Below are 20,831 nucleotides of genomic sequence, written 5' to 3' on the forward strand. Positions count from 1 at the left end.
CTATGGAAAAATCATCAAAAATATATATTGCAGGTCACCGAGGTATGGTGGGTTCTTCTATTTTAAGAGCATTGAAAGCTAAAGGGTACAGTAATTTTTTACTAAAGTCATCTGCAGAGTTGGATTTAAGAAATCAACAAGCGGTTGCTGATTTTTTTGCCCTTGAAAAACCGGATTATGTCTTTTTAGCAGCAGCTAAAGTTGGAGGTATTATAGCTAATAATACCTATAGAGCCGATTTTATTTATGAAAATATGATGATACAATCGAATGTGATTCATCAATCCTATTTGAATGGAGTTAAAAAGTTATTGTTTTTAGGTTCGTCCTGTATTTATCCCAAATTAGCACCCCAACCTTTGAAAGAAGAGTATCTATTGACTGGTTTATTAGAACCTACCAATGAACCGTATGCTATTGCTAAAATTGCAGGGATTAAAATGTGTGATGCCTATCGGGAACAATACGGATGTAATTTTATTTCGGTCATGCCAACCAATTTATACGGACCCAACGATAATTACGATTTGAATAATTCACATGTATTGCCCGCTCTTTTACGAAAATTTATTACAGCAAAAAATAATGGAGATTCAGTAGTTACTATTTGGGGAAGCGGTAGTCCATTGCGTGAGTTTTTACATGCGGATGATTTAGCAGCGGCTTGCCTGTTCTTAATGGAGACTCATAATGAGGCAGGATTAGTGAATATAGGAGTAGGGGAAGATATTTCTATTTTAGATTTAGCTAAAATGGTGAAGCAAATAACTGGTTTTGAAGGAGAAATTCTAACTGATACTTCCAAGCCAGATGGTACACCACGTAAATTAATGGATGTGTCGAAGTTGACTCATTTGGGTTGGAAAGCATCTATTAGTTTAGAGCAAGGGATTCAAAAAGTATATGAAGAAATAAAAGACCTTAATTGGTCGGAATAAATTGTAATATTATGATATTTGAAAACATACAAAACCAATTAAAAACAAATCACTTTACCATCGTTTCAAAAGATCACAACCGCCCTTGGGGTGGTTTTTTCGTTATTGCTGAGGAGCAGGCGCAAGATTTTGCCAATCAGTATTTTGAAGGCTTGGATGTGTCTACCTTAAAAAGAGGTGGGGCATTAAGTCCTAAAATATTAGTGGTGGCACCTGAGAAGCGGTTGTCATGGCAGTACCATCATCGTAGGGTTGAGATATGGAGAGTGATTCAAGGTCAGGCAGGTGTTAAGAGAAGTTCTACCGATAATGAAGGAGAGTTAGAAGTTCTCAATGTGGGGGATACGATTACCTTGCAACAAGGAGAACGTCACCGTTTGATAGGTTTAGATGATTATGCTGTTATTGCTGAGATTTGGCAACATACGGATGCTAGTCATCCTTCTGATGAAGAGGATATTGTACGGGTGCAGGATGATTTTGGAAGATAGAATGATTCGAAGTTAGATTTACGATATACGATTTACGAATTACGATTTAAAAATGTAGCAATTTGAAAATGGAACAATTTATATATCTAACACACCCCTAGCCCCTCTCGAGAGGGGAACGTTTTGTAGTTTGATTTACGATTTGAGAAATAGAGATTGCCTGACTGCCGCAGACAGGCGTCACTGAGTTAGCAATAACCAACCTTGGAGCCCTAGCGTCCCTGCCTGCGGCAGGCAGGTTCGTGGCAAATTAGAGATTACTTCACTGCGTTCGTAATGACAGACAGCCAATAACCGACAACCATTTACAATGAAAATAGAAACAACACCCATACAAGATTTAATAATTATCAATCCCACCGTATTTGAAGATGCTCGTGGGTATTTTTTTGAGGCCTACAATCAAAATTCCTTAGCAGTGCAAGGAATACATATTAATTTTGTGCAAGACAACCAATCGTTTTCCAAACGCGGTACTTTGAGAGGCTTGCATTATCAAAATCCGCCGTATGCTCAAACCAAGTTGGTGCGTGTGCTGCAAGGTGAAATCATTGATGTAGCGGTAGATATTAGAAAGCAATCACCAACCTATGGTCAACATTTTGCGATTAGGTTATCAGCTGAGAACAAGAAACAATTGTTGATTCCACATGGTTTTGCCCATGGTTTTTCGGTGATCAGTGAAACGGCAGTAGTGCTGTACAAATGCGATCAGTTTTACAACAAAGCCAGTGAAGGAGGGATTCGCTTTGATGATCCTAGTTTGAATATTGATTGGGGGATGGACTTAGCGGCTGCTATTGTGTCGGATAAGGATTTAGTGTTGCCGGGGATTGAGGGGTGTAATAGTGAGTTTTAGGATTTACGATATACGATTTACGAGGTACGATTTAAGATATACGAGGTAGGATGTGTCAATGTAGCAATTTGAAAATGTAACAATTCGAGAATGTAGCAATGTGGAAATTTAGGAGTGTGAAGATGTTAAGATTATACTCCAGAAACACAGATCACAAAAATCAGAGAAATTTGTATCATCTTAATGAATCTTAATTTCTTAATGGTTCAACCAAAAACTTATCTGATCTTAAATTAAGCGACTTCTTATATTCCCTTATATGCCTTATATGGTTTAGAAATTTACGATATACGATATACGAGGTACGATTTAAGATATACGAGGTAAGATGTGTCAATGTAGCGATGTGAGAATGTACCAATTTATGGATTTACGATATTAGCTTCGCTCCGTTCGGCTTCGCCTCGGGTCGATTTACCAAGTTAGAGGTACGATATATCAATGTAACAATTTAAGATTTACAAGTTGGGATTTAAGAACACAGATTGGTAAAATTAGAGAAACTAAAAATTTACGATTTACGAAGTACGATTTTAGCTTTGTTTTTTTTCTTAGCCTTGGGTCAAATTCCAAAGCACAAACTTTAAGTAATACAATAAGAAGCAGGTTTAATTAAATGTGTTTTTGTATAGTTCAATGTACTTTTTTTACTTATATTTGTATAATATAATGTACATTATGGAAGATTTAATTAGTAAATACCGAAAAAAAATAGAACGTATTGATACCAGTTTTGTCAGAAGTCTCAGTGATGATATTAATTGGAATACCAGACTAATAGGAATAAAAGGAGCTAGGGGTGTTGGTAAAACTACTCTGCTGTTGCAATATATGAAACTGAATTTCAGCGAAAATATTGAAGAGTCCTTATATGTCAGTTTAGATTCCATTAGTTTTAAAGACCGAACATTAGTTGGTCTGGCTGATGATTTTGTTAAAAATGGAGGTAAACATTTATTTCTTGATGAGGTACATAAATATGCTAATTGGGCTCAAGAGCTTAAAAATATCTATGATGACTACCCTGATTTGAAAGTAGTGTTTACGGGTTCATCACTCTTAGAGATACTAAATTCTCGTGCTGATTTGAGCCGTAGAGCTATCATTTATCATATGCAAGGATTGTCTTTTAGGGAATATCTTGAGATGGAAACGGGAGAAAAATTGGACAGACTTACCCTAGAGACTATTTTAGAAAATCATATAAAAATTGCTACTTCAATTAATAGTAAGGTACCTCCATTTCGTTATTTTACTAAATATTTGAAACAGGGGTATTATCCTTTTTATAGGGAAGAGTCCGATTTGTATGAGCAACGATTAGAGGAGGTAATCACTATGATGCTTGAAATTGAACTGCCTTTGTTGCGAGGTGTATCCATTGGGTTAGTCTCCAAGATAAAACAATTGTTATCCATCATATCAGAATCGGTTCCGTTTGCGCCTAATGTGGCTAATTTAAGTCAAAAAATGGGATTGCACAGAGCCACTTTGATGACCTATTTGCATTATTTAGAGGAGGTAGGTTTGACAATTAATTTACAGAAAGAAGCAAAAGGAAGTGTTAGATTGCAAAAACCGGCTAAAGTATATTTGGAAAATACTAATTTAATGTATGTTTTGTCGCCTACCAATACCAATATGGGTAATGCAAGAGAAACTTTTTTTGCTAATCAAGTGGGATATAAAAACAAATTAGAGTATCATGAAAAAACAGATTTTTTTGTTAATAATTTGTATTCTTTTGAGATAGGGGGAAAAGATAAATCCCAGCAACAAATTGCAGGCGTTGAAAATGCCTATGTTGTTGCCGATGATATTGAATATGGATTTCAAAACAAGATACCCTTATGGCTTTTTGGCTTTTTGTATTAATAATTACACCTAATGGCTTTAGTTAACAAGAGATTATCTGAACTTAAATTGAAGAAGCTACTTCTTCTATTTTCTTATATGACTTATAGGGTTTAGGAATATACGATTTACGATATACGAGGTACGATATATGAAGTACGATTTGAAAATGTAACAATTCGAGAAGGTAACAATTTATGGATTTACGATCCCGACGCTTCGGGACGAGTTACGAAGTTAGAGGTACGAAATGCAAATTAGGTTTAAATAAATTTTTAAGGAACCAGTTGACTTCAAACTGTTGTCAACTGAAAATGCCTGTAACAATTGGTAAGAATTTCGTACTAACTGCTTTTATAGGAAAATAAATAATTAAAATTGTGACCTATTAAGATAATTTGTAATTTTATAAAAAAATACGATGGATTTACAAACTCGAAAAATAGCCTTTGTTCAAGATTTTCTAAAATTAGAAAGTGAAAAAGTTATTGTTCAATTTGAAAAATTATTGCAAAAACAGACTGATTTAAACGTTACTTTTGAGCCTATGTCTGTTGATGATTTTAAAAAAAGAATCCATCAATCGGTATCTGATTCAAAGGCTGGTAAATTGACTTCATCCGATCAATTTTTGGAAGAAATCGCAGAATGGAAATAAAAGTCCTTTGGACTGATTTTGCTAAATCAGCAGTTCGTTCTATTTTTGATTATTACCTTGAACATGTTAGTCGTAATCTGGCTAGAAAATTAGTTGTTGGAATTGTATCTGAAACTAGGCAACTTCAATATCAACCCACAATGGGAACACTAGAACCATTGTTAGAAAAAGATCCTAGAGAATTTCGTTGTATTTTGTATAAATCCTACAAAATTATCTATTGGATTAATTTAGATCGCAAGGCAATTGAAATAGTGGACGTCTTTGATGCTCGTCAAAATCCGATTAAAATTATTAAAAGCACGCTTAAATAACATAAAGATTTTAAAATTCAATATTCGTGAGTCGGTAACTGAAATGTATGTGTCGATAAATAATAGTTTGTAATTATTTAACACACCCCTAGCCCCTCTCGAGAGGGGAACGTCTTGTAGTTTGTAAAGCGTTATTAGTGAAACGTGAATTGTCATTCGAGAAACAGTAGTCGTAAATATTTAACACACCCCTAGCCCCTATAATTCTAGTTTTTATTGTTTTATCGGAATCGTTGAATCTTCGATTTGAAGAGGGGAATGTTTTGTAGTTTGTAAGGCGTGATTCGTGAATTGTCATTCGACAAACAATAGTCGTAAATATTTAACACACCCCTAGCCCCTCTCAAGAGGGGAACGTTTTGTAGTTTGATTTACGATTTGAGAAATAGAGATTGCGTCACTACGTTCGCAATGACTTACATTAGCGCCTTGGCGCCTTAGTGGCAACAAAAGCAGAATAATGAATAAAAAAATATTAGTTACAGGAGCTAACGGACAAATGGGTTCGGAATTGAAGGTGTTGGCATTTCAGTATGCCCAATTTGAATGGGTGTTTGCGGATCGTTCGGTTTTGGATTTGAGTGATTTGGCATCGATATCCAAGGTGTTGGATGGGATTCAACCTCACATTATTATTAATTGTGCTGCATATACTGCCGTGGATAGAGCAGAAACAGAAACGGAATTGGCCGATGTGTTGAACCATCAAGCGGTGGCGGTTTTGGCGCAATGGGCTCAGTCTAATGGGGGTCAATTGGTTCATGTTTCCACCGATTATGTCTTTGATGGCAATTCGAGTGTTGCTCTAACTGAAGAGGCACCTACGGGTCCGATCAATGTGTATGGTCAAACCAAACTTGCCGGAGAACAGGCTTGTCTGTATGAAAATCCGGAGGTGATTGTTATTCGGACTTCCTGGGTGTATTCTCGTTTTGGCAATAATTTTGTTAAAACCATGAGTCGTTTGATGCAAGAACGCGATAGTCTCAATGTGGTGAATGATCAAATAGGTAGTCCCACTTATGCTGCTGATTTGGCGCAAGCTATTATGACAATCATCACTCATCCGCATTGGCAAGGTGGTATTTATCATTTTTCGAATGAAGGCGAAATCAGTTGGTATGAATTTGCTTTGGCGATTCGGGAAATAGGCGGGTTTGATTGTGTGGTCAGTGGTATTCCAAGTTCGGATTATCCTACACCGGCGCGTCGTCCGCATTATTCCTTATTGGACAAATCCAAAATTACAACTACTTTTGGGGTGGTGGTTCCCGGGTATCGGGAGAGTTTGGAGCGGTGTATGAAGTGATTTACGATATACGATTTACGATATACGATTTACGATGTACGATATACGATGTACGATGTTTCAATGTATCAATGTATCAATGTATCAATGTGACAATGTAGCAATTTAGGGATTTACGATGTACGATATTAGCTTCGCTCCGTTCGGCTTCGCCTCGGGTCGGGGTACGATGTGGGAATGTAACAATTTGAAAATTTGAAAATGCAAAATCTTTGTGACTTAATACTTTGTATACAAAAGAGGAGAACACAGATTAATGAAATTTGAGAAATTGGTACAATCTTAATGCATCTATTCTTTTAATGTTAAGGGTTGAACACAGATTGGAAAATTAGAGATTGCCTGACTGCAGCAGGCAGGCTTCACTGCGTTCGCAATGACAGACAAGAGATAAAAAAACTTAGTGACTTAGCGCCTTTGTGGCAAAATAAAAAAATGAAAAAAATATTGATTACCGGTGGTGCCGGATTTATTGGATCTCATGTGGTGAGACGTTTTGTGAATCAGTATCCGAATTACCAAATTTTTAATTTGGATGCGTTGACGTATGCAGGGAATTTAGAGAATATAGCCGATATTGAAAAGGCGCCTAATTATACCTTTGTGAAAGGGGATATTGTGGATGCTCCTTTTATTGACGCTTTGTTTGCTGAACATCAGTTTGATGGGGTATTGCACCTAGCAGCCGAGTCGCATGTGGATCGCTCTATCACCGATCCTTTGGCGTTTGTGAAAACGAATGTGATTGGGACGATGAATTTGTTGAATGCCGCTAAAACGATTTGGGTAGGGAAAGAAGAAGGCAAACGTTTCTACCATATCAGTACCGATGAGGTGTATGGTAGTCTGGGTGCTGAAGGCTTGTTTACTGAAACTACGGCTTATGACCCTAATTCGCCTTACTCCGCTTCGAAAGCGAGTTCGGATCATTTTGTACGAGCTTATGGTGAGACCTATGGTTTGCCGTATGTGCTCACGAATTGCTCTAACAATTATGGCCCTTTTCATTTTCCGGAGAAATTGATTCCGCTTTTCATTAATAATATTATTCAGAATAAGCCGTTACCTGTCTATGGCGATGGGAAATATACGCGTGATTGGTTGTTTGTAGAAGATCATGCCGTAGCGATTGATTTGGTTTTTCACCAAGGAGTGAATCACGATACTTACAATATTGGTGGGTTCAACGAATGGCAAAATATTGATTTGGTGAAATTGTTGTGCCAAATCATGGATGACAAATTAGGCCGCCCAGCAGGAACGTCGGCACAATTGATTACTTATGTAAAAGACCGTCCAGGACACGATTTGCGTTATGCGATTGATGCGACTAAAATTAACCAAGAGTTGGGTTGGAAGCCATCCGTTACTTTTGAAGAGGGATTGGAACGTACGGTAAATTGGTATTTGGAGAATCAAGAATGGTTGGATAATGTGACTTCGGGGGCGTATGCATCCTACTATGAGAAACAATATTCTTAGATGTACGATTTACGATATACGATTTACGATTTACGATTTACGATGTAGGAATGTAGCAATTTAGGGATTTACGATATTAGCTTCGCTCCGTTCGGCTTCGCCTCGGGTCGAGGTACGATATACGAGGTACGATTTACTATATACGATGTACGATTTTGGAATGTAACAATTTGAAAATTAGAAAATGGAACAATTTCAGAATTTACTAGTTGCAATATTGGAACACAGATTGGGAAAATTCGAGATTGCTTCACTGCGTTCGCAATGACAGATAACAAATAGATTTAGTGTCTTCGTGGCAAAAAAAAATACACAGATTGGGGAAATTAGAGATTGCTTCACTGCGTTCGTAATGACAAACACTAGATAAAAATTAACTTAGTGACTTAGTGCCTTCGCGGCAAAATAAAATAAAATATGAAAGGAATTATATTAGCTGGTGGGTCTGGGACTCGATTGCACCCTTTGACTTTGGCGATGAGTAAGCAAATGATGCCTGTGTATGACAAGCCCATGATTTATTATCCGTTGTCGACTTTGATGATGGCGGGGATTAACGAAATTTTGATTATTTCGACGCCTCATGATTTGCCGAATTTTCAGAGATTATTGGGTGATGGGTCAGAGATTGGTTGTCAATTTAGTTATGCTGAACAAGCTGTGCCGAATGGATTGGCACAGGCTTTTGTGATTGGTGCTGATTTTATAGGAAATGATTCGGTGGCTTTAGTGTTAGGCGATAATATTTTCTTTGGTGCCCATATGCAAGAATTGTTGCGTTCTAATACGACGCCTGAGGGTGGGGTGGTATTTGCCTACCATGTTTCGGATCCAGAGCGTTATGGGGTAGTGGAATTTGATGCCAACAATAAAGCACTTTCCATAGAGGAAAAACCATTGGAACCCAAATCGAATTATGCGGTACCTGGATTGTATTTTTATGATAACTCGGTGGTGGAAATTGCTAAAAATATTCAGCCTTCCGCTCGTGGGGAATATGAGATTACGGATGTCAACAAAGAATACCTAAAACAAGGGAAGTTGAAAGTGGGGATTTTAAGTCGTGGAACGGCTTGGCTAGATACTGGAACTTTTGCCAGCTTGATGCAAGCAGGGCAGTTTGTTCAGGTATTGGAAGAGCGTCAGGGGTTGAAAGTAGGTTGTATTGAGGAAATCGCTTGGCGTCAGGGTTTTATCTCGAACGAGCAGTTGAAAGTACTTGCTGAACCCTTGCGTAAGTCGGGTTATGGCGACTATCTTTTAGGATTATTACAATATAAATTGTAAGACTTATTCGAAAAAAAATCAATTAGAACGTGCTTTTTATATCATTTAAATTGTTTACATTTGAATTGAACCTAAAAAAATAGGGGTGCAATACTATTAATAATTCTAGTTAATTGAATATCAATATGTCAGCAAAAGAAACTTCTTCCAATTCCTTTTTTTCAAGAGAAAATTTGCGATTTAGTATCAGTAGTTTGAACTATTTGCCTCGTTGGATTGTTTTGTCAATTGATTTTGGGGTATTGATAGCTTCTTGTTTGTTTAGCTTTTTGCTATTTAGAGGGACAGGGCTGGATTATGTTATTACTCCACTATGGATAGAACTTATTGTTTTCTTTTTAGTAGTCAATTTATTCTCTTTTTGGCTTTTTAGAACTTATTCTGGTATTATTCGCCATTCTTCTTATATCGATGCGGTTAAGCTCTTGTTTTCACAGGTAATGGTATTGGTGTTTTTTCTGGTTTTTAATCTTATTTATGAATATCATTTTCATGAAAAAGCCTTTTTAAATACCGCCTTGTTTATAAATACTGTTTTTACTTTTTGTGGGCTCTTTTTGTATCGTGTTATTGTCAAGCGCACCTTTGAACTGTATTTTTCGGATACTACCAAAAATAAATTAGTTCGGGTTGTTATTTATGGAACAGATGCTAATGCCATTTCTGTGGCTAATGCCTTGAATTTTGAAACTCCAGCTCGTTTTAAGGTAATTGGGTTTGTGGATCACCATAATCAGAATGTTTCTAAGCGTATGTTGGATTTGCCTATTTTGGCACAAAAGAAAAAATTACCCGCTTTGATGCGTTCGTTAAGTGCTGAAGGGATTATTATAGCCGATAAGAGTTTGACCAAAGAAGAACAAATCCATATTGTAGATCAATGTTTGGAATTCAATTATAAGGTGTTTACGGTACCATTGATTACCAACTGGGAAAACCAAAAAGAGATTTCTCAAAAAATTAAAAATATTCAGATTGAAGATTTATTGGAACGTAAACCTATTGTGTTAGATAGTTGTTCTATTTCTAAACAATTGAAAGATAAAACGGTCTTAATTACGGGTGCTGCGGGTTCTATTGGTAGTGAAATAGTTCGCCAGGTCTTGACTTTTAATCCCAAAGTGATTTTGATGTTGGATCAAGCTGAAACACCTTTGCATCAATTGACTTTGGAAACGCAAGCATTAGCAACAGATACTCTTATTTATAGTTTGGTTGCTGATGTGCGAAGTAAAAAGGCCATGGAAGCTGTTTTTTCTACTTATCACCCTCAGGTGGTGTATCATGCGGCAGCCTACAAGCACGTGCCCTTGATGGAAGAAAATCCTGCACAAGCGATTGTAACGAATGTTAAAGGAACTAAAAATGTAGCTGATTTATCATGTAAATATGAGGTGGCCAAGTTTGTGATGGTTTCCACCGATAAGGCGGTTAATCCTTCGAATGTGATGGGAGCTAGTAAACGTATTGCAGAGAAGTATGTACAGTCTTTGCAATGGAAACATAAAAAAGATCGTACAGGTATTGTTACTAAATTCATTACTACCCGTTTTGGGAATGTCTTAGGATCTAATGGTTCTGTAGTCCCATTGTTTACGAAACAAATTGCTGAAGGAGGTCCTGTGACCATAACGCATAAAGATATTATTCGTTATTTTATGACTATTCCGGAGGCTTGTCAGCTGGTGTTGGAAGCTGGTGCTATGGGTAATGGAGGCGAAATCTATATTTTTGATATGGGTAAACCGGTTAGGATTTATGATTTGGCTCGTAAGATGATTAAATTGGCTGGTTTTACACCCGATGTTGATATTAAAATTGATGTGGTTGGACTTCGTCCAGGGGAAAAACTGTACGAAGAATTATTGAATGATACTGCAAAGACTATTCCTACTCATCACAATAAAATCATGATTGCTCAAGAAATGGAAGAGGAGTTCGAGGAATTGCATCAGGATATTATCGAATTGATTACGGGTTCGGATGTTTTTGATAATGATGCGATTGTTGCCCAAATGAAAAAAATTGTACCGGAGTTTAAGAGTATGAATTCTACTTTTGCCGTTTTGGATAAGTAAGCGGTAATTGTTTGCCAATTGATATGAATCCCTGGAGTGTTTTGCTCTGGGGATTTTTTTTTGGTTTTCGGTTTTCGGTTATTTGTTGTTGGTTGTTAGTTGTCGGTTATCTGTTGTTGGTTGTTAGTTTTTGGTTGTTAGTTTTTGGTTCGTTATTCAAATGTTGATTCGAAGTGTCGGGATTGAATTTTTTCTTCGTATATCTTACCTCGTAAATCGTAAATTTTAAAACCATATAAGGCATATAAGGTATTATAAGGAGGTCGCTTCGCTCTTTATTAAAACTAATATTTTTAAACCATTAAGAAATTAAGGTTCATTACGATTTACTTGTTTTCAAATTACTATATCGTACTTCGAATATCTTACTTCGTATATTATCTAACACACCCCTAACCCCTCTCAAGAGGGGAACGTTTTGTGGTTTGAAATTCGTGTATCTTACCTCGTAAATCGTAAATTTTAAAACCATATAAGGCATATAAGGTATTATAAGAAGGTCGCTTCGCTCTTTATTAAAATTAATATTTTTAAACCATTAAGAAATTAAGGTTCATTACGATTTACTTGTTTTCAAATTACTATATCGTACTTCGAATATCTTACTTCGTATATTATCTAACACCCCCTTAGCCCCTATAACTCTTGTTTTTATTGTTTTTTTGGAATCGTTGAATCTTCGATTTTAAGAGGGGAACGTTTTGTGGTTTGTGATTCGTGAATCTTACCTCGTAAATCGTAAATTTTTAAATCCTATAAGGCATATAAGGTATTATAAGGAAGTCGCTTCGCTCTTTATTAAAACTAATATTTTTAAACCATTAAGAAATTAAGGTTTATTACGATTTACTTGTTTTCAAATTGCAATATCGTACTTCGTATATCTTACTTCGTATATTATCTAACACACCCCTAGCCCCTATAACTCTTGTTTTTATTGTTTTTTTGGAATCGTTGAATCTTCGATTTGAAGAGGGGAACGTTTTGTGGTTTGAAATTCGTATATCTTACCTCGTAAATCGTAAATTTTAAAACCATATAATGCATATAAGGTATTATAAGGAAGTCGCTTCGCTCTTTATTAAAACTAATATTTTTAAACCATTAAGAAATTAAGGTTCATTAAGATTTACTTGTTTTCAAATTGCAATATCGTACTTCGTATATCTTACTTCGTATATTATCTAACACACCCCTAGCCCCTCTATAGAGGGGAACGTATTGTAGTTTGAAATTCGTATATCTTACCTCGTAAATCGTATATTATTAGTTTCTAATAGGAATAAATCTTAATTTTGGGGTTTTCAAATTCGATATCCTCGTTTATGTTTTTCAATTCGTTATCCTTTGCGATTTTTTTGCCCATAGTATTTGTGCTGTATTGGTTTGTTTTCAATAAAACGAAAAGCAGTCAGAATGCGGTGCTGATTGTGGCGAGTTATTATTTTTATTCGTGTTGGGACTGGCGGTTTTTGTTCTTGTTGGTCTTTTCTACTTTCTTGGATTATTATACGGGTCTCCGAATTGAAAAAGGTGCCACCGAAAGCGGAAGGAAGTTTTGGTTTTGGTTGAGTATTATCGTTAATCTAGGTTTTCTAGGTGTTTTTAAGTACTATAATTTTTTTGCTAGTTCGCTATCCGAAGCGTTGAATGCTGTAGGGTTGTCTACTAGTCCGTTGTTATTGAATGTGGTATTGCCCGTTGGGATTTCGTTTTATACTTTTCACGGTTTGTCGTATGTGATTGATATTTATCTGAAGCGTATCAAGGCCGAAACGAACTTTGTGGATTACTCTCTTTTTGTGAGTTACTTTCCGTTATTAGTCGCAGGGCCTATTGAAAGAGCTACTCATTTATTGCCACAGGTAAAAATTAAACGTCATTTTGATTTTGAGAAAGCCAAAGAAGGGGTGTATCAATTTCTTTGGGGATTGGTTAAAAAAGTGGTTGTTGCCGATACTTGTGCGACCTATGCCAATGCTATTTTTGATTATTATCCCAATATGAATTCCCTTTCCTTGATTTTGGGAGCGGTTTATTTCGCTTTTCAGATTTACGGTGATTTCTCTGGTTATTCTGACATGGCGTTAGGGATGTCGAAGTTGTTTGGGATTGATTTGTTGCGCAATTTCAATTACCCCTATTTTTCGAGGGATATTGCCGAGTTTTGGCGCCGTTGGCATATTTCACTTTCGTCTTGGTTCCGAGATTATTTGTACATACCCTTAGGTGGCAGTAGTGGCGGTATGGGAATGAAAATTCGCAATACGTTTATCATTTTCTTGGTGAGTGGTTTTTGGCATGGCGCCAATTGGACTTTTATTGCTTGGGGATTGATCAATGCGGTTTATTTTTTACCCTTATTGATCTTGAAAAAAAATCGTGCTAATATAGAATCGGTGATACTGACCCGAGACTGGCATTCGGTTCGTGTTGTAGGTAGTATTTTAAGTACGTTCTTGTTGAGTTGTTTGGCTTGGATTTTCTTTAGGGCCAATTCTATAGAACAGGCATTGCTTTATATTCAGCGTATTTTTACAGAGCAGCATTTTGTTTCTCAGTTTTTGAAAAATGAACGGTACAACTATGAGTTGTTGTTTTTGATTGGCGCCTTTGTGGTAGTAGAATGGAATTCTCGCACGAAAGTGGAGCCTATTTCAGGGAAGTATAGTGGTTTGAAATTAGTGTTGTGCTTGGCTGCAATTTTGGCTTTGGGCACTTTTTCGGATTATAAAGAATTTATTTATTTTCAGTTTTAATGAAACAATTTATACGTTTAATTGCTTTTGTACTCGTGATGGTTTTGCTTTTGGCGGTTGTTTTGGATTGGGTGTATACCACCATTTTTCAGCAATCTTCCACCAGAGGGAAAATTGAATATGTGTACCATGCTCGTCCGCAACAGTATGATGTGGTTTTTTTAGGTTCGTCTAGAGCCAACAATCATTTTGTAGCGCCCTTATTTGAGGAGAAAGGCATCAAGACTTTTAACTACGGTATGAGTGCGTCGCATTTGTTTGAGGCTTCTTTGCTATTGAAATTGATGGTAGAACGCCATTTTGTGATTAAAAAGTTGCTCTTGGAAACGGATATGAATTTGGCCAATGAAACGCGTGATGCCGGAATTTCAGCTCAATTCTTACCGTATCTTCACGATTCTAAAATTATCAAAGACCATTTTGCTCAAGAGGCTGATTTTTGGGAGTTGTATTATATTCCGTTTTATCGCTATGTGGCTTTTGATGCTAAAATTGGCTTTCGTGAAATGAACCGAAGCTGGCGCGGTGTTCCTACTAATTATTTGGAAAATTTGGGGTATCATCCTTTGAGTGGTAAGAAGAAGGGGAATATGAAGAATGATATTCGTGCGTTGAATCCGCTGGATAATAAATACTACAAGGAAATCAAGGCTATTTGTAAAGCGAATCATATCCAATTGATTGCGATTATGACTCCGATGTGTTCCAACGTAAAAGGAATGGACTATTTTGATAAAGTGAAATCTAAATATCCTGAGATTTATAATTATGAAAATGCGGTGGAAGGCGATCAGTATTTTTCTTCTTGTGGGCATTTGAATGATGCAGGTGCTCGACTATTTACCGCTAGAATTTTGAAGGATTTCTTTGGGAAGTAGGTTTTTATGGTTGTCGGTTATCGGTTGTCAGTTGTCAGTTGTTGGTTGTCAGTTGTTGGTTGTCGGTTATTTGTGAATAGCTTCGCTCCGTTCGGCTGCGCCTCGGGTCGTAAATCGTACCTCGCAAATCGTAAATTTAAAACCATATAAGGCATATAAGGAAATATAAGAAGTTTTTTTAGAACCAATATTTTAAACCATTAAGAAATTAAGGTGTATTACGATATACTTGTTTTCAAATTGTTATATCGTAAATCGTACCTCTCAAATCGTAAATTTTGAACCATATAAGGAAATATAAGAAGTCGCTTCGCTCTTTTTAAGAACCAATATTTTTAAACCGTTAAGAAATTAAGATTGATTAAGGTAAGCGTGTTTTCAAATTTTTATATCGTAAATCGAATATCTTACTTCGTATATAATTAACACACCCCTAGCTCTTCATAAGAGGGGAACGTCAGTGCTAAACATACGAATTGGTATATTTTTAAATTGTTACATTTTTAAATCGTATATCTTACATCGTAATTCGTATATCACCTTTGTTTGTTCCAAAAGCGTCGTACAAGAATAAGTCCGTTAGTGATGATTAAGGGTGCCACAATCCAAAGGTGGGCTTTGTTGATTACGATAAGTGTATAGCTAGCTAATGCCATGAGGTTGAACCAAAGGAGGTATTTTATTCCCTTTTTATTATTTGCTTTAGCACAATACAATAAAGCGATTAGACTGGGGTTGAATAACAAGATGTTGTAGTTGTTGGCTAGTTCTAAGTGGGTAGAATACATTCCTAAAAGGGTAAATGTCAATCCTAAAACCGCCATTATTGTTAGGTAAATGGCATCGATGCTACTTTTGTTTACGATTACGATTAGTCCTAAAAAGAGTAGGTAGGTGTAGGGATTGTTCCACCAAGAAGAATTGGGTTCTGGTTCAAATTCCAATACCGTTTTGTTTTCTTTTACAATAGGGAGTTGGTTAAGTTTGATTTGATTGAGGCTTTTTTGAAGTTCAAAAGGCAAAAAGATGGTTGTGCCTAGTTGATCTGTTTTTGTTCCAAAGAGGATACTTGTGCCTAATTGTTCATAAAAATGGTGGTCAAAGTAGGGGTATAAAATGGTTCGGTAACTCTTGTCGGTATCTCCTTTTTTTACAATTACTTTTTGATTTAAGGAACGATTGATTACGTCCACCGCCATCGATGTGCAGTTTTGGTCAATGAATTTATAAATGTATTCTCGGTTTTCTAATTGTAGGGATTGGTTCAGGTTGTCAAATAATCGTTGTTTTTGTGCTGCCGAAATGTTGAGGACTTGTTCGTAAACAGCGCGCTTTTCGTAGGTGTAATTCGCAATGAAATCGGCATACGAATTGGCGACAGCAAAATACTGCAGGTTTCCTTTAACGAATTTTAAGGCAAAATTAGAGGTGCTAAAGTCGAATGCGCCATAATTATACACTACGTCAATTCCGTTGATGGTATCTGTTATTCGGATAGCGGTGTGACCAAATAAAGCATAGATTTCATTGCTTGTTACACAAGTAAGGACGCTGGCTTTGGCTTCTTTAGAAAGCAATAGGTTTTGCGCAAAACTAATTTGTATACTTAAGGTAAATAGGGTGAAAAAGATTGTTTTTTTTAGCACGGAATACTTCATCATAGTAGGTTATTGGGCAGTGTTATTCTTGTTGCCAAAAATACTCTTTTTTTATAAAGAGCACCTCTTTCTGTGTTGTAAATAACGGTAAAGAAGGAGAACGAAATAAAAAAATGGTAGGTAAACCGCTCTCGCTTGAACTTATTATATTAAATTTGCTCTCAACGATCTGAAGACTTTGTATTATGATGACTATTAAAAAACACGTCCCTAATGTGATTACTTTGCTCAATCTTTTCTGTGGCTGTATTGCTATGGTATTTGCTTTGAACAATGATTTCGAAATGGCTTTTTATTTTGTGAGCTTGGGGATTTTCTTGGATTTTTTTGATGGTTTTTTTGCGCGCTTGTTTCAAGTGTCTAGTCCGTTAGGATTGCAATTGGATTCATTAGCTGATATGGTGACTAGTGGGGTTGTGCCTGGGATTGTTATGTACCAATTGTTAGGTAGTTCAAGTGGTTATCCAAAATTAGGTTGGGCGGTTGAACCGTTTCCGTTTCTAGGATTTTTGATTGCTTTGGGATCGTGTTATCGTTTGGCTAATTTTAATATTGATACCCGTCAAACCGATTCGTTTATTGGTTTGCCTACACCAGCTAATGCGTTATTTATTTTGAGCTTGCCTTTGGTATTGCGTTATTCCGATTCGATGTTGGTATTGGAATTACTTACGAATCCGTGGGTATTAGTAGTGATTGCTTTGTTGAGTGTGTATTTGTTAAATGCTGAAATCCCTTTATTTTCTTTAAAAATCAAGACGTTTAGTGTGCAGAAGAATGCGCTACAAATAGGCTTTTTAGTCGCTTCACTTTTGCTGTTGGTGTTTTTTCAGTATGCTGGGATTCCTTTAGTGATTGTATTCTATGTGTTGCTTTCTGTTGCTAATAATAGTAGGGTGTAAAGTAAAATTTCATTAAAAATGATTAACTCCGTTGAACATAAAGGTTTCTCGATACATTTTTTGTTCCATTTCATTACACAAAAAAACACTCGAAATGACGTTTTTAATAATTACACCCAATGGGTTACTATTGAATAAATTGCATTAGTAGCATAGAAAGAAATAATAAAAGCATTACCACAAAAACAAAAACGGATTTTTTGTTGGCAAAATTAATTGTTAATCCCATCCATTCTTGACGCTTAGGAGGTAATAATCGTTTGTCTTCTTTGTTATAATAAAAGCAACCCCATTTCCAATTGTTAGGATCTTTATGCCACTTCTCTAGGGTTTCTTTGCTTGGTTCTTCCATTCTTTTGAAAGTTAGAATTCCAATTTTTTCTTTCTCAATTCGAAGTTTTGTCCCAAGTATACGCGACGTACCATTTCGTCTTCCACTAATTCTTCAGGAACTCCCGCTTTTAGGATTCCACCTTCAAACATCAAGTACGTTTTGTCTGTAATGGCTAGTGTTTCTTGGACATTATGGTCGGTAATTAAGATGCCGATGTTTTTATTTTTTAATTGGGCTACAATACGCTGAATGTCTTCTACCGCTACGGGGTCCACACCTGCGAAAGGTTCGTCTAATAAAATGAACTTAGGGTCGGTTGCTAAACAACGTGCAATTTCGGTACGACGTCTTTCTCCACCTGATAGTAAATCGCCTCGGTTGGTTCGGATGTGCTCCAAACTGAATTCGGCAATTAAACTTTCCATTTTGGCTTCTTGTTCTGCTTTTGATAGGTTAGTCAATTGCAGTACGCTTAATATATTGTCTTCAATACTCAGTTTTCTAAAAACAGAGGCTTCTTGCGCTAAGTAGCCAATTCCTGCTTGTGCTCTTTTGTACATTGGATAATCGGTAATGTCTAAATTATCCAAATGAATACTGCCTGAGTTGGGTTTGACTAGGCCAACAATCATGTAAAAAGAAGTGGTTTTACCCGCTCCGTTAGGACCTAAAAGACCTACGATTTCTCCTTGATTTACTTCTACCGAAATCCCTTTTACGACACTACGGCCTTTGTAGGTTTTGATTAGATTGTCTGCTCTTAATATCATAGTGTAATGTGTAAATTAATCAAATTAGTCAATGTAGCAATTGGTTTATTGTTACATTGACGTATTGTTACATTATTTGTTATTTTCTAATGCTTCCCAAAATTCATAGGCCCTACGCAAATGAGGGACTACTATGGTTCCGCCTACTAAGGTAGCAATTCCCATGGCTTCCATCATTTCTTCTTTGGTTACCCCTTCTTTGTAGCTAGTTTCTAAGTGGTACTTCACACAGTCGTCGCAACGCAATACAGCAGAAGCTACTAGTCCTAACAGTTCTTTGGTTTTAACATCCAAAGCCCCTTCGGCGTACGCATTGGTATCCAAATTAAAGATACGCTTGACAATTTTATTGTTGTCTGCCAATAACTTTTCGTTCATTTTAGAACGGTAGTCGTTAAATTCTTGCACTATATCAGCCATTTTCTTTCTTTTGGTTTCGTACTACAATTTTAGAGATCCATATACTTGCTTCGTAGATGATTAACATTGGGATGGCCACGATGGTTTGACTTACTACATCTGGTGGTGTTACAATAGCGGCTACAATCAAAATAATAATTACAGCGTATTTCCAATATTTTCTTAGGAAAGTTGGGGTTACTAATCCTAACTTGGTTAGGAAATAAATGATGATTGGCAGTTCAAAAAACAATCCACTAGCTACTACACTGGTTTTTACCATTCCGATATAGGAATCAATGCTAAATTGGTTTTTGACTACTTCGCTTATTTTGAAAGTGGCAAAAAAGTTGACTGACATTGGTACTACTACAAAGTAGCCAAAAAGAACTCCTAAAAAGAAAAGCATAGAAGACACGAATATAAATAGCTTGGCGTGTTTTCTTTCTTTTTCGTACAAGGCAGGACTAATGAATTTCCATAATTCCCATAAAATATAAGGGAAGCCAAGAATGAAACCGGATAAAATACAGGTCCATACTAAGATGTTTACTTGTCCTTCCATATCGGTGTTTTGAATAATGAAAGGCATTTCGGTTACACAGATACTATCGGCAAATCCTAATTGGTGTGATAAATCACAGAAAAAACGGTAGGTGATGAAATCAGGGCTTGTAGGGCCAAAAATAATTACATCAAAGATATAATCGCTTACAAAGAACGTAGCTGTTGCTACAATCAGAATTGCGATTGTACTTCTAACCAATAACCATCGTAGTTCTTCTAGGTGGTCTAAAAAGGACATTTCGTTTAAATCTTTCTTTGCCATTATATAATTCCTTCTTTTAAAATATCGTGTAAGTGCAATACGCCTTTAAATTCTGAGTCGTCTACTACAATGAGTTGGGTAATTTTGAAATTTTCCATCAAATGGAAAGCATCAATTACCATTGCTTCGGAGGTAGTGGTTTTTGGGTTGTTGGTCATGATGTCTTTGGCTGTTAGATCAGCAAAAGAATCCCTATTGTTTAACATGCGTCGGATATCCCCATCAGTTATGATGCCGATTACTTTATTGTTTTCTACTACAGCGGTAACGCCTAAACGTTTTTCTGAGATTTCGAAAATTACTTTTTTTATCGATGCATCGGGAGCAACCATTGGTTTTAAGGAATTTTCAAGCATGTCTTTGACGCGAAGAAGTAGTTTTTTCCCTAAAGCTCCTCCAGGATGGTAGACTGCAAAATCTTCTGCTTTGAAGTCGCGCATTTCCATTAGGCAAACGGCTAAGGCGTCTCCCATTACTAATTGTGCGGTAGTGCTGTTCGTTGGTGCCAAATTATTCGGACACGATTCACTTTCTACTGTAGTGTTTAAAACGATATCAGCTCCTTGTGCTAAAAAAGAGCTCATATTTCCTGTTATGGCAATTAAAAGATTGTCAAAACGTTTCAATAAAGGGACCAATACTTTGATTTCAGGACTATTACCACTTTTAGAAATACAAATGACAACATCCTCTTTTTGTAGCATTCCTAAATCTCCATGAATGGCTTCGGCTGCATGTAGAAAAAGTGAAGGTGTACCTGTTGAATTGAAGCTTGCTACCATTTTTTGAGCAATAATAGCGCTTTTTCCTATCCCAGTAACCACCAATCGTCCTTTGGATTGGTAAATTTTTTGTACCGCCTCCACAAAATTGTCGTCTAGAAAATCAGCTAGTTTTGAGATGGATAGGCTCTCTGAGAGTATGGTTTTCTTGGCGCTGGCCAAAATATTTGGTGTAGATATCAAAACAGAATAGTTAAATTTGTGTTTGTAAAAGAAAATTGTATCTTTATGTGGTGCAAATTTATACAAA

19 protein-coding genes are annotated in these 20,831 nt (G+C 36.4%); 13 read left to right on the forward strand and 6 right to left on the reverse strand.

Translation table 11 applies throughout. The annotated features are described in order from the left end of the window. The first annotated feature begins 2 nt into the window (after positions 1–2). From Q0L65_RS11340 to Q0L65_RS11395, 12 genes are all read left to right on the forward strand, one after another. Positions 3–938, forward strand: a complete 936-nt coding sequence (locus tag Q0L65_RS11340; RefSeq protein ID WP_296686407.1) for a GDP-L-fucose synthase — start codon at positions 3–5, stop codon at positions 936–938. After that, positions 926–1,429 (forward strand): phosphoheptose isomerase, encoded by a 504-nt coding sequence (locus Q0L65_RS11345; protein ID WP_296686409.1) that lies wholly within the window; start codon positions 926–928, stop codon positions 1,427–1,429. The genes Q0L65_RS11340 and Q0L65_RS11345 overlap by 13 nt, the downstream gene beginning before the upstream one ends. A gap of 310 nt (positions 1,430–1,739) precedes the next feature. Continuing rightward, positions 1,740–2,288: a dTDP-4-dehydrorhamnose 3,5-epimerase gene (gene rfbC / locus Q0L65_RS11350; protein WP_296686411.1), complete on the forward strand. Its 549-nt coding sequence runs from the start codon at positions 1,740–1,742 to the stop codon at positions 2,286–2,288. Between the two features lie 678 nt (positions 2,289–2,966). After that, complete coding sequence (locus tag Q0L65_RS11355; protein ID WP_296686414.1) at positions 2,967–4,163, forward strand: AAA family ATPase; 1,197 nt, start codon at positions 2,967–2,969, stop codon at positions 4,161–4,163. 400 nt (positions 4,164–4,563) lie between these two features. After that, a complete protein-coding gene (locus tag Q0L65_RS11360; protein WP_296686417.1) occupies positions 4,564–4,800 on the forward strand; it encodes a hypothetical protein in 237 nt (78 codons plus the stop codon). Then, positions 4,791–5,114, forward strand: a complete 324-nt coding sequence (locus Q0L65_RS11365) for a type II toxin-antitoxin system RelE/ParE family toxin (protein WP_296686421.1) — start codon at positions 4,791–4,793, stop codon at positions 5,112–5,114. Before Q0L65_RS11360 ends, Q0L65_RS11365 begins: the two co-directional genes overlap by 10 nt. A gap of 460 nt (positions 5,115–5,574) precedes the next feature. Then, positions 5,575–6,423: a dTDP-4-dehydrorhamnose reductase gene (gene rfbD, locus Q0L65_RS11370; protein ID WP_296686423.1), complete on the forward strand. Its 849-nt coding sequence runs from the start codon at positions 5,575–5,577 to the stop codon at positions 6,421–6,423. Positions 6,424–6,858: 435 nt separating this feature from the next. Continuing rightward, a complete protein-coding gene (rfbB, locus tag Q0L65_RS11375) occupies positions 6,859–7,905 on the forward strand; it encodes a dTDP-glucose 4,6-dehydratase (RefSeq protein WP_296686426.1) in 1,047 nt (348 codons plus the stop codon). A 417-nt stretch (positions 7,906–8,322) separates the two neighbouring features. Then, positions 8,323–9,192, forward strand: coding sequence for a glucose-1-phosphate thymidylyltransferase RfbA (gene rfbA / locus Q0L65_RS11380; RefSeq protein WP_296686428.1), 870 nt, complete (start codon positions 8,323–8,325; stop codon positions 9,190–9,192). A gap of 125 nt (positions 9,193–9,317) precedes the next feature. Next, positions 9,318–11,270 carry a nucleoside-diphosphate sugar epimerase/dehydratase gene (locus Q0L65_RS11385; protein ID WP_296686430.1) on the forward strand — a complete coding sequence of 651 codons (1,953 nt, stop codon included), beginning with the start codon at positions 9,318–9,320 and terminating at the stop codon, positions 11,268–11,270. A 1,325-nt stretch (positions 11,271–12,595) separates the two neighbouring features. Next, complete coding sequence (locus Q0L65_RS11390) at positions 12,596–14,029, forward strand: MBOAT family O-acyltransferase (RefSeq protein ID WP_296686432.1); 1,434 nt, start codon at positions 12,596–12,598, stop codon at positions 14,027–14,029. After that, positions 14,029–14,907, forward strand: coding sequence for a hypothetical protein (locus Q0L65_RS11395; RefSeq protein ID WP_296686433.1), 879 nt, complete (start codon positions 14,029–14,031; stop codon positions 14,905–14,907). The genes Q0L65_RS11390 and Q0L65_RS11395 overlap by 1 nt, the downstream gene beginning before the upstream one ends. Positions 14,908–15,443: 536 nt before the next feature. Here Q0L65_RS11395 and Q0L65_RS11400 read toward each other — a convergent pair. Next, positions 15,444–16,568, reverse strand: a complete 1,125-nt coding sequence (locus tag Q0L65_RS11400) for a DUF4105 domain-containing protein (protein ID WP_366051708.1) — start codon at positions 16,566–16,568, stop codon at positions 15,444–15,446. A gap of 185 nt (positions 16,569–16,753) precedes the next feature. On the opposite strand from Q0L65_RS11400, the gene Q0L65_RS11405 reads away from it, so the two are divergent. After that, on the forward strand, positions 16,754–17,467 hold the full coding sequence (locus tag Q0L65_RS11405) for a CDP-alcohol phosphatidyltransferase family protein (RefSeq protein WP_296686922.1): 714 nt from the start codon (positions 16,754–16,756) through the stop codon (positions 17,465–17,467). A gap of 127 nt (positions 17,468–17,594) precedes the next feature. Here Q0L65_RS11405 and Q0L65_RS11410 read toward each other — a convergent pair whose 3' ends face one another. From Q0L65_RS11410 to Q0L65_RS11430, 5 genes are all read right to left on the reverse strand, one after another. Further along, complete coding sequence (locus Q0L65_RS11410) at positions 17,595–17,819, reverse strand: DUF5808 domain-containing protein (protein ID WP_296686436.1); 225 nt, start codon at positions 17,817–17,819, stop codon at positions 17,595–17,597. Between the two features lie 11 nt (positions 17,820–17,830). Further along, complete coding sequence (lptB, locus tag Q0L65_RS11415; protein WP_296686438.1) at positions 17,831–18,571, reverse strand: LPS export ABC transporter ATP-binding protein; 741 nt, start codon at positions 18,569–18,571, stop codon at positions 17,831–17,833. A 72-nt stretch (positions 18,572–18,643) separates the two neighbouring features. Further along, positions 18,644–18,991 (reverse strand): carboxymuconolactone decarboxylase family protein, encoded by a 348-nt coding sequence (locus Q0L65_RS11420; RefSeq protein ID WP_296686439.1) that lies wholly within the window; start codon positions 18,989–18,991, stop codon positions 18,644–18,646. Continuing rightward, entirely contained in the window at positions 18,984–19,799 is an 816-nt protein-coding gene (tatC, locus tag Q0L65_RS11425; protein ID WP_296686441.1) for a twin-arginine translocase subunit TatC, read from the reverse strand. The genes Q0L65_RS11420 and tatC overlap by 8 nt, the downstream gene beginning before the upstream one ends. After that, on the reverse strand, positions 19,799–20,764 hold the full coding sequence (locus Q0L65_RS11430; RefSeq protein WP_296686443.1) for a KpsF/GutQ family sugar-phosphate isomerase: 966 nt from the start codon (positions 20,762–20,764) through the stop codon (positions 19,799–19,801). Before Q0L65_RS11430 ends, tatC begins: the two co-directional genes overlap by 1 nt. Between the last annotated feature and the right edge of the window lie 67 nt (positions 20,765–20,831).

This window comes from Flavobacterium sp. (assembly GCF_024642105.1).
Classification (GTDB): domain Bacteria; phylum Bacteroidota; class Bacteroidia; order Flavobacteriales; family Flavobacteriaceae; genus Flavobacterium.

Excerpts from the sequence above, each read along its gene's own strand:
- Q0L65_RS11340 (WP_296686407.1), top strand. The coding sequence starts at position 3 with ATGGAAAAATCATCAAAAATATATATTGCAGGTCACCGAGGTATGGTG.
- rfbC (WP_296686411.1), top strand. The coding sequence starts at position 1,740 with ATGAAAATAGAAACAACACCCATACAAGATTTAATAATTATCAATCCC.
- Q0L65_RS11355 (WP_296686414.1), top strand. The coding sequence starts at position 2,967 with ATGGAAGATTTAATTAGTAAATACCGAAAAAAAATAGAACGTATTGAT.
- Q0L65_RS11360 (WP_296686417.1), top strand. The coding sequence starts at position 4,564 with ATGGATTTACAAACTCGAAAAATAGCCTTTGTTCAAGATTTTCTAAAA.
- Q0L65_RS11365 (WP_296686421.1), top strand. The coding sequence starts at position 4,791 with ATGGAAATAAAAGTCCTTTGGACTGATTTTGCTAAATCAGCAGTTCGT.
- rfbD (WP_296686423.1), top strand. The coding sequence starts at position 5,575 with ATGAATAAAAAAATATTAGTTACAGGAGCTAACGGACAAATGGGTTCG.
- rfbB (WP_296686426.1), top strand. The coding sequence starts at position 6,859 with ATGAAAAAAATATTGATTACCGGTGGTGCCGGATTTATTGGATCTCAT.
- rfbA (WP_296686428.1), top strand. The coding sequence starts at position 8,323 with ATGAAAGGAATTATATTAGCTGGTGGGTCTGGGACTCGATTGCACCCT.
- Q0L65_RS11385 (WP_296686430.1), top strand. The coding sequence starts at position 9,318 with ATGTCAGCAAAAGAAACTTCTTCCAATTCCTTTTTTTCAAGAGAAAAT.
- Q0L65_RS11390 (WP_296686432.1), top strand. The coding sequence starts at position 12,596 with ATGTTTTTCAATTCGTTATCCTTTGCGATTTTTTTGCCCATAGTATTT.
- Q0L65_RS11395 (WP_296686433.1), top strand. The coding sequence starts at position 14,029 with ATGAAACAATTTATACGTTTAATTGCTTTTGTACTCGTGATGGTTTTG.
- Q0L65_RS11400 (WP_366051708.1), bottom strand. The coding sequence starts at position 16,568 with ATGATGAAGTATTCCGTGCTAAAAAAAACAATCTTTTTCACCCTATTT.
- Q0L65_RS11405 (WP_296686922.1), top strand. The coding sequence starts at position 16,754 with ATGACTATTAAAAAACACGTCCCTAATGTGATTACTTTGCTCAATCTT.
- Q0L65_RS11410 (WP_296686436.1), bottom strand. The coding sequence starts at position 17,819 with ATGGAAGAACCAAGCAAAGAAACCCTAGAGAAGTGGCATAAAGATCCT.
- lptB (WP_296686438.1), bottom strand. The coding sequence starts at position 18,571 with ATGATATTAAGAGCAGACAATCTAATCAAAACCTACAAAGGCCGTAGT.
- Q0L65_RS11420 (WP_296686439.1), bottom strand. The coding sequence starts at position 18,991 with ATGGCTGATATAGTGCAAGAATTTAACGACTACCGTTCTAAAATGAAC.
- tatC (WP_296686441.1), bottom strand. The coding sequence starts at position 19,799 with ATGGCAAAGAAAGATTTAAACGAAATGTCCTTTTTAGACCACCTAGAA.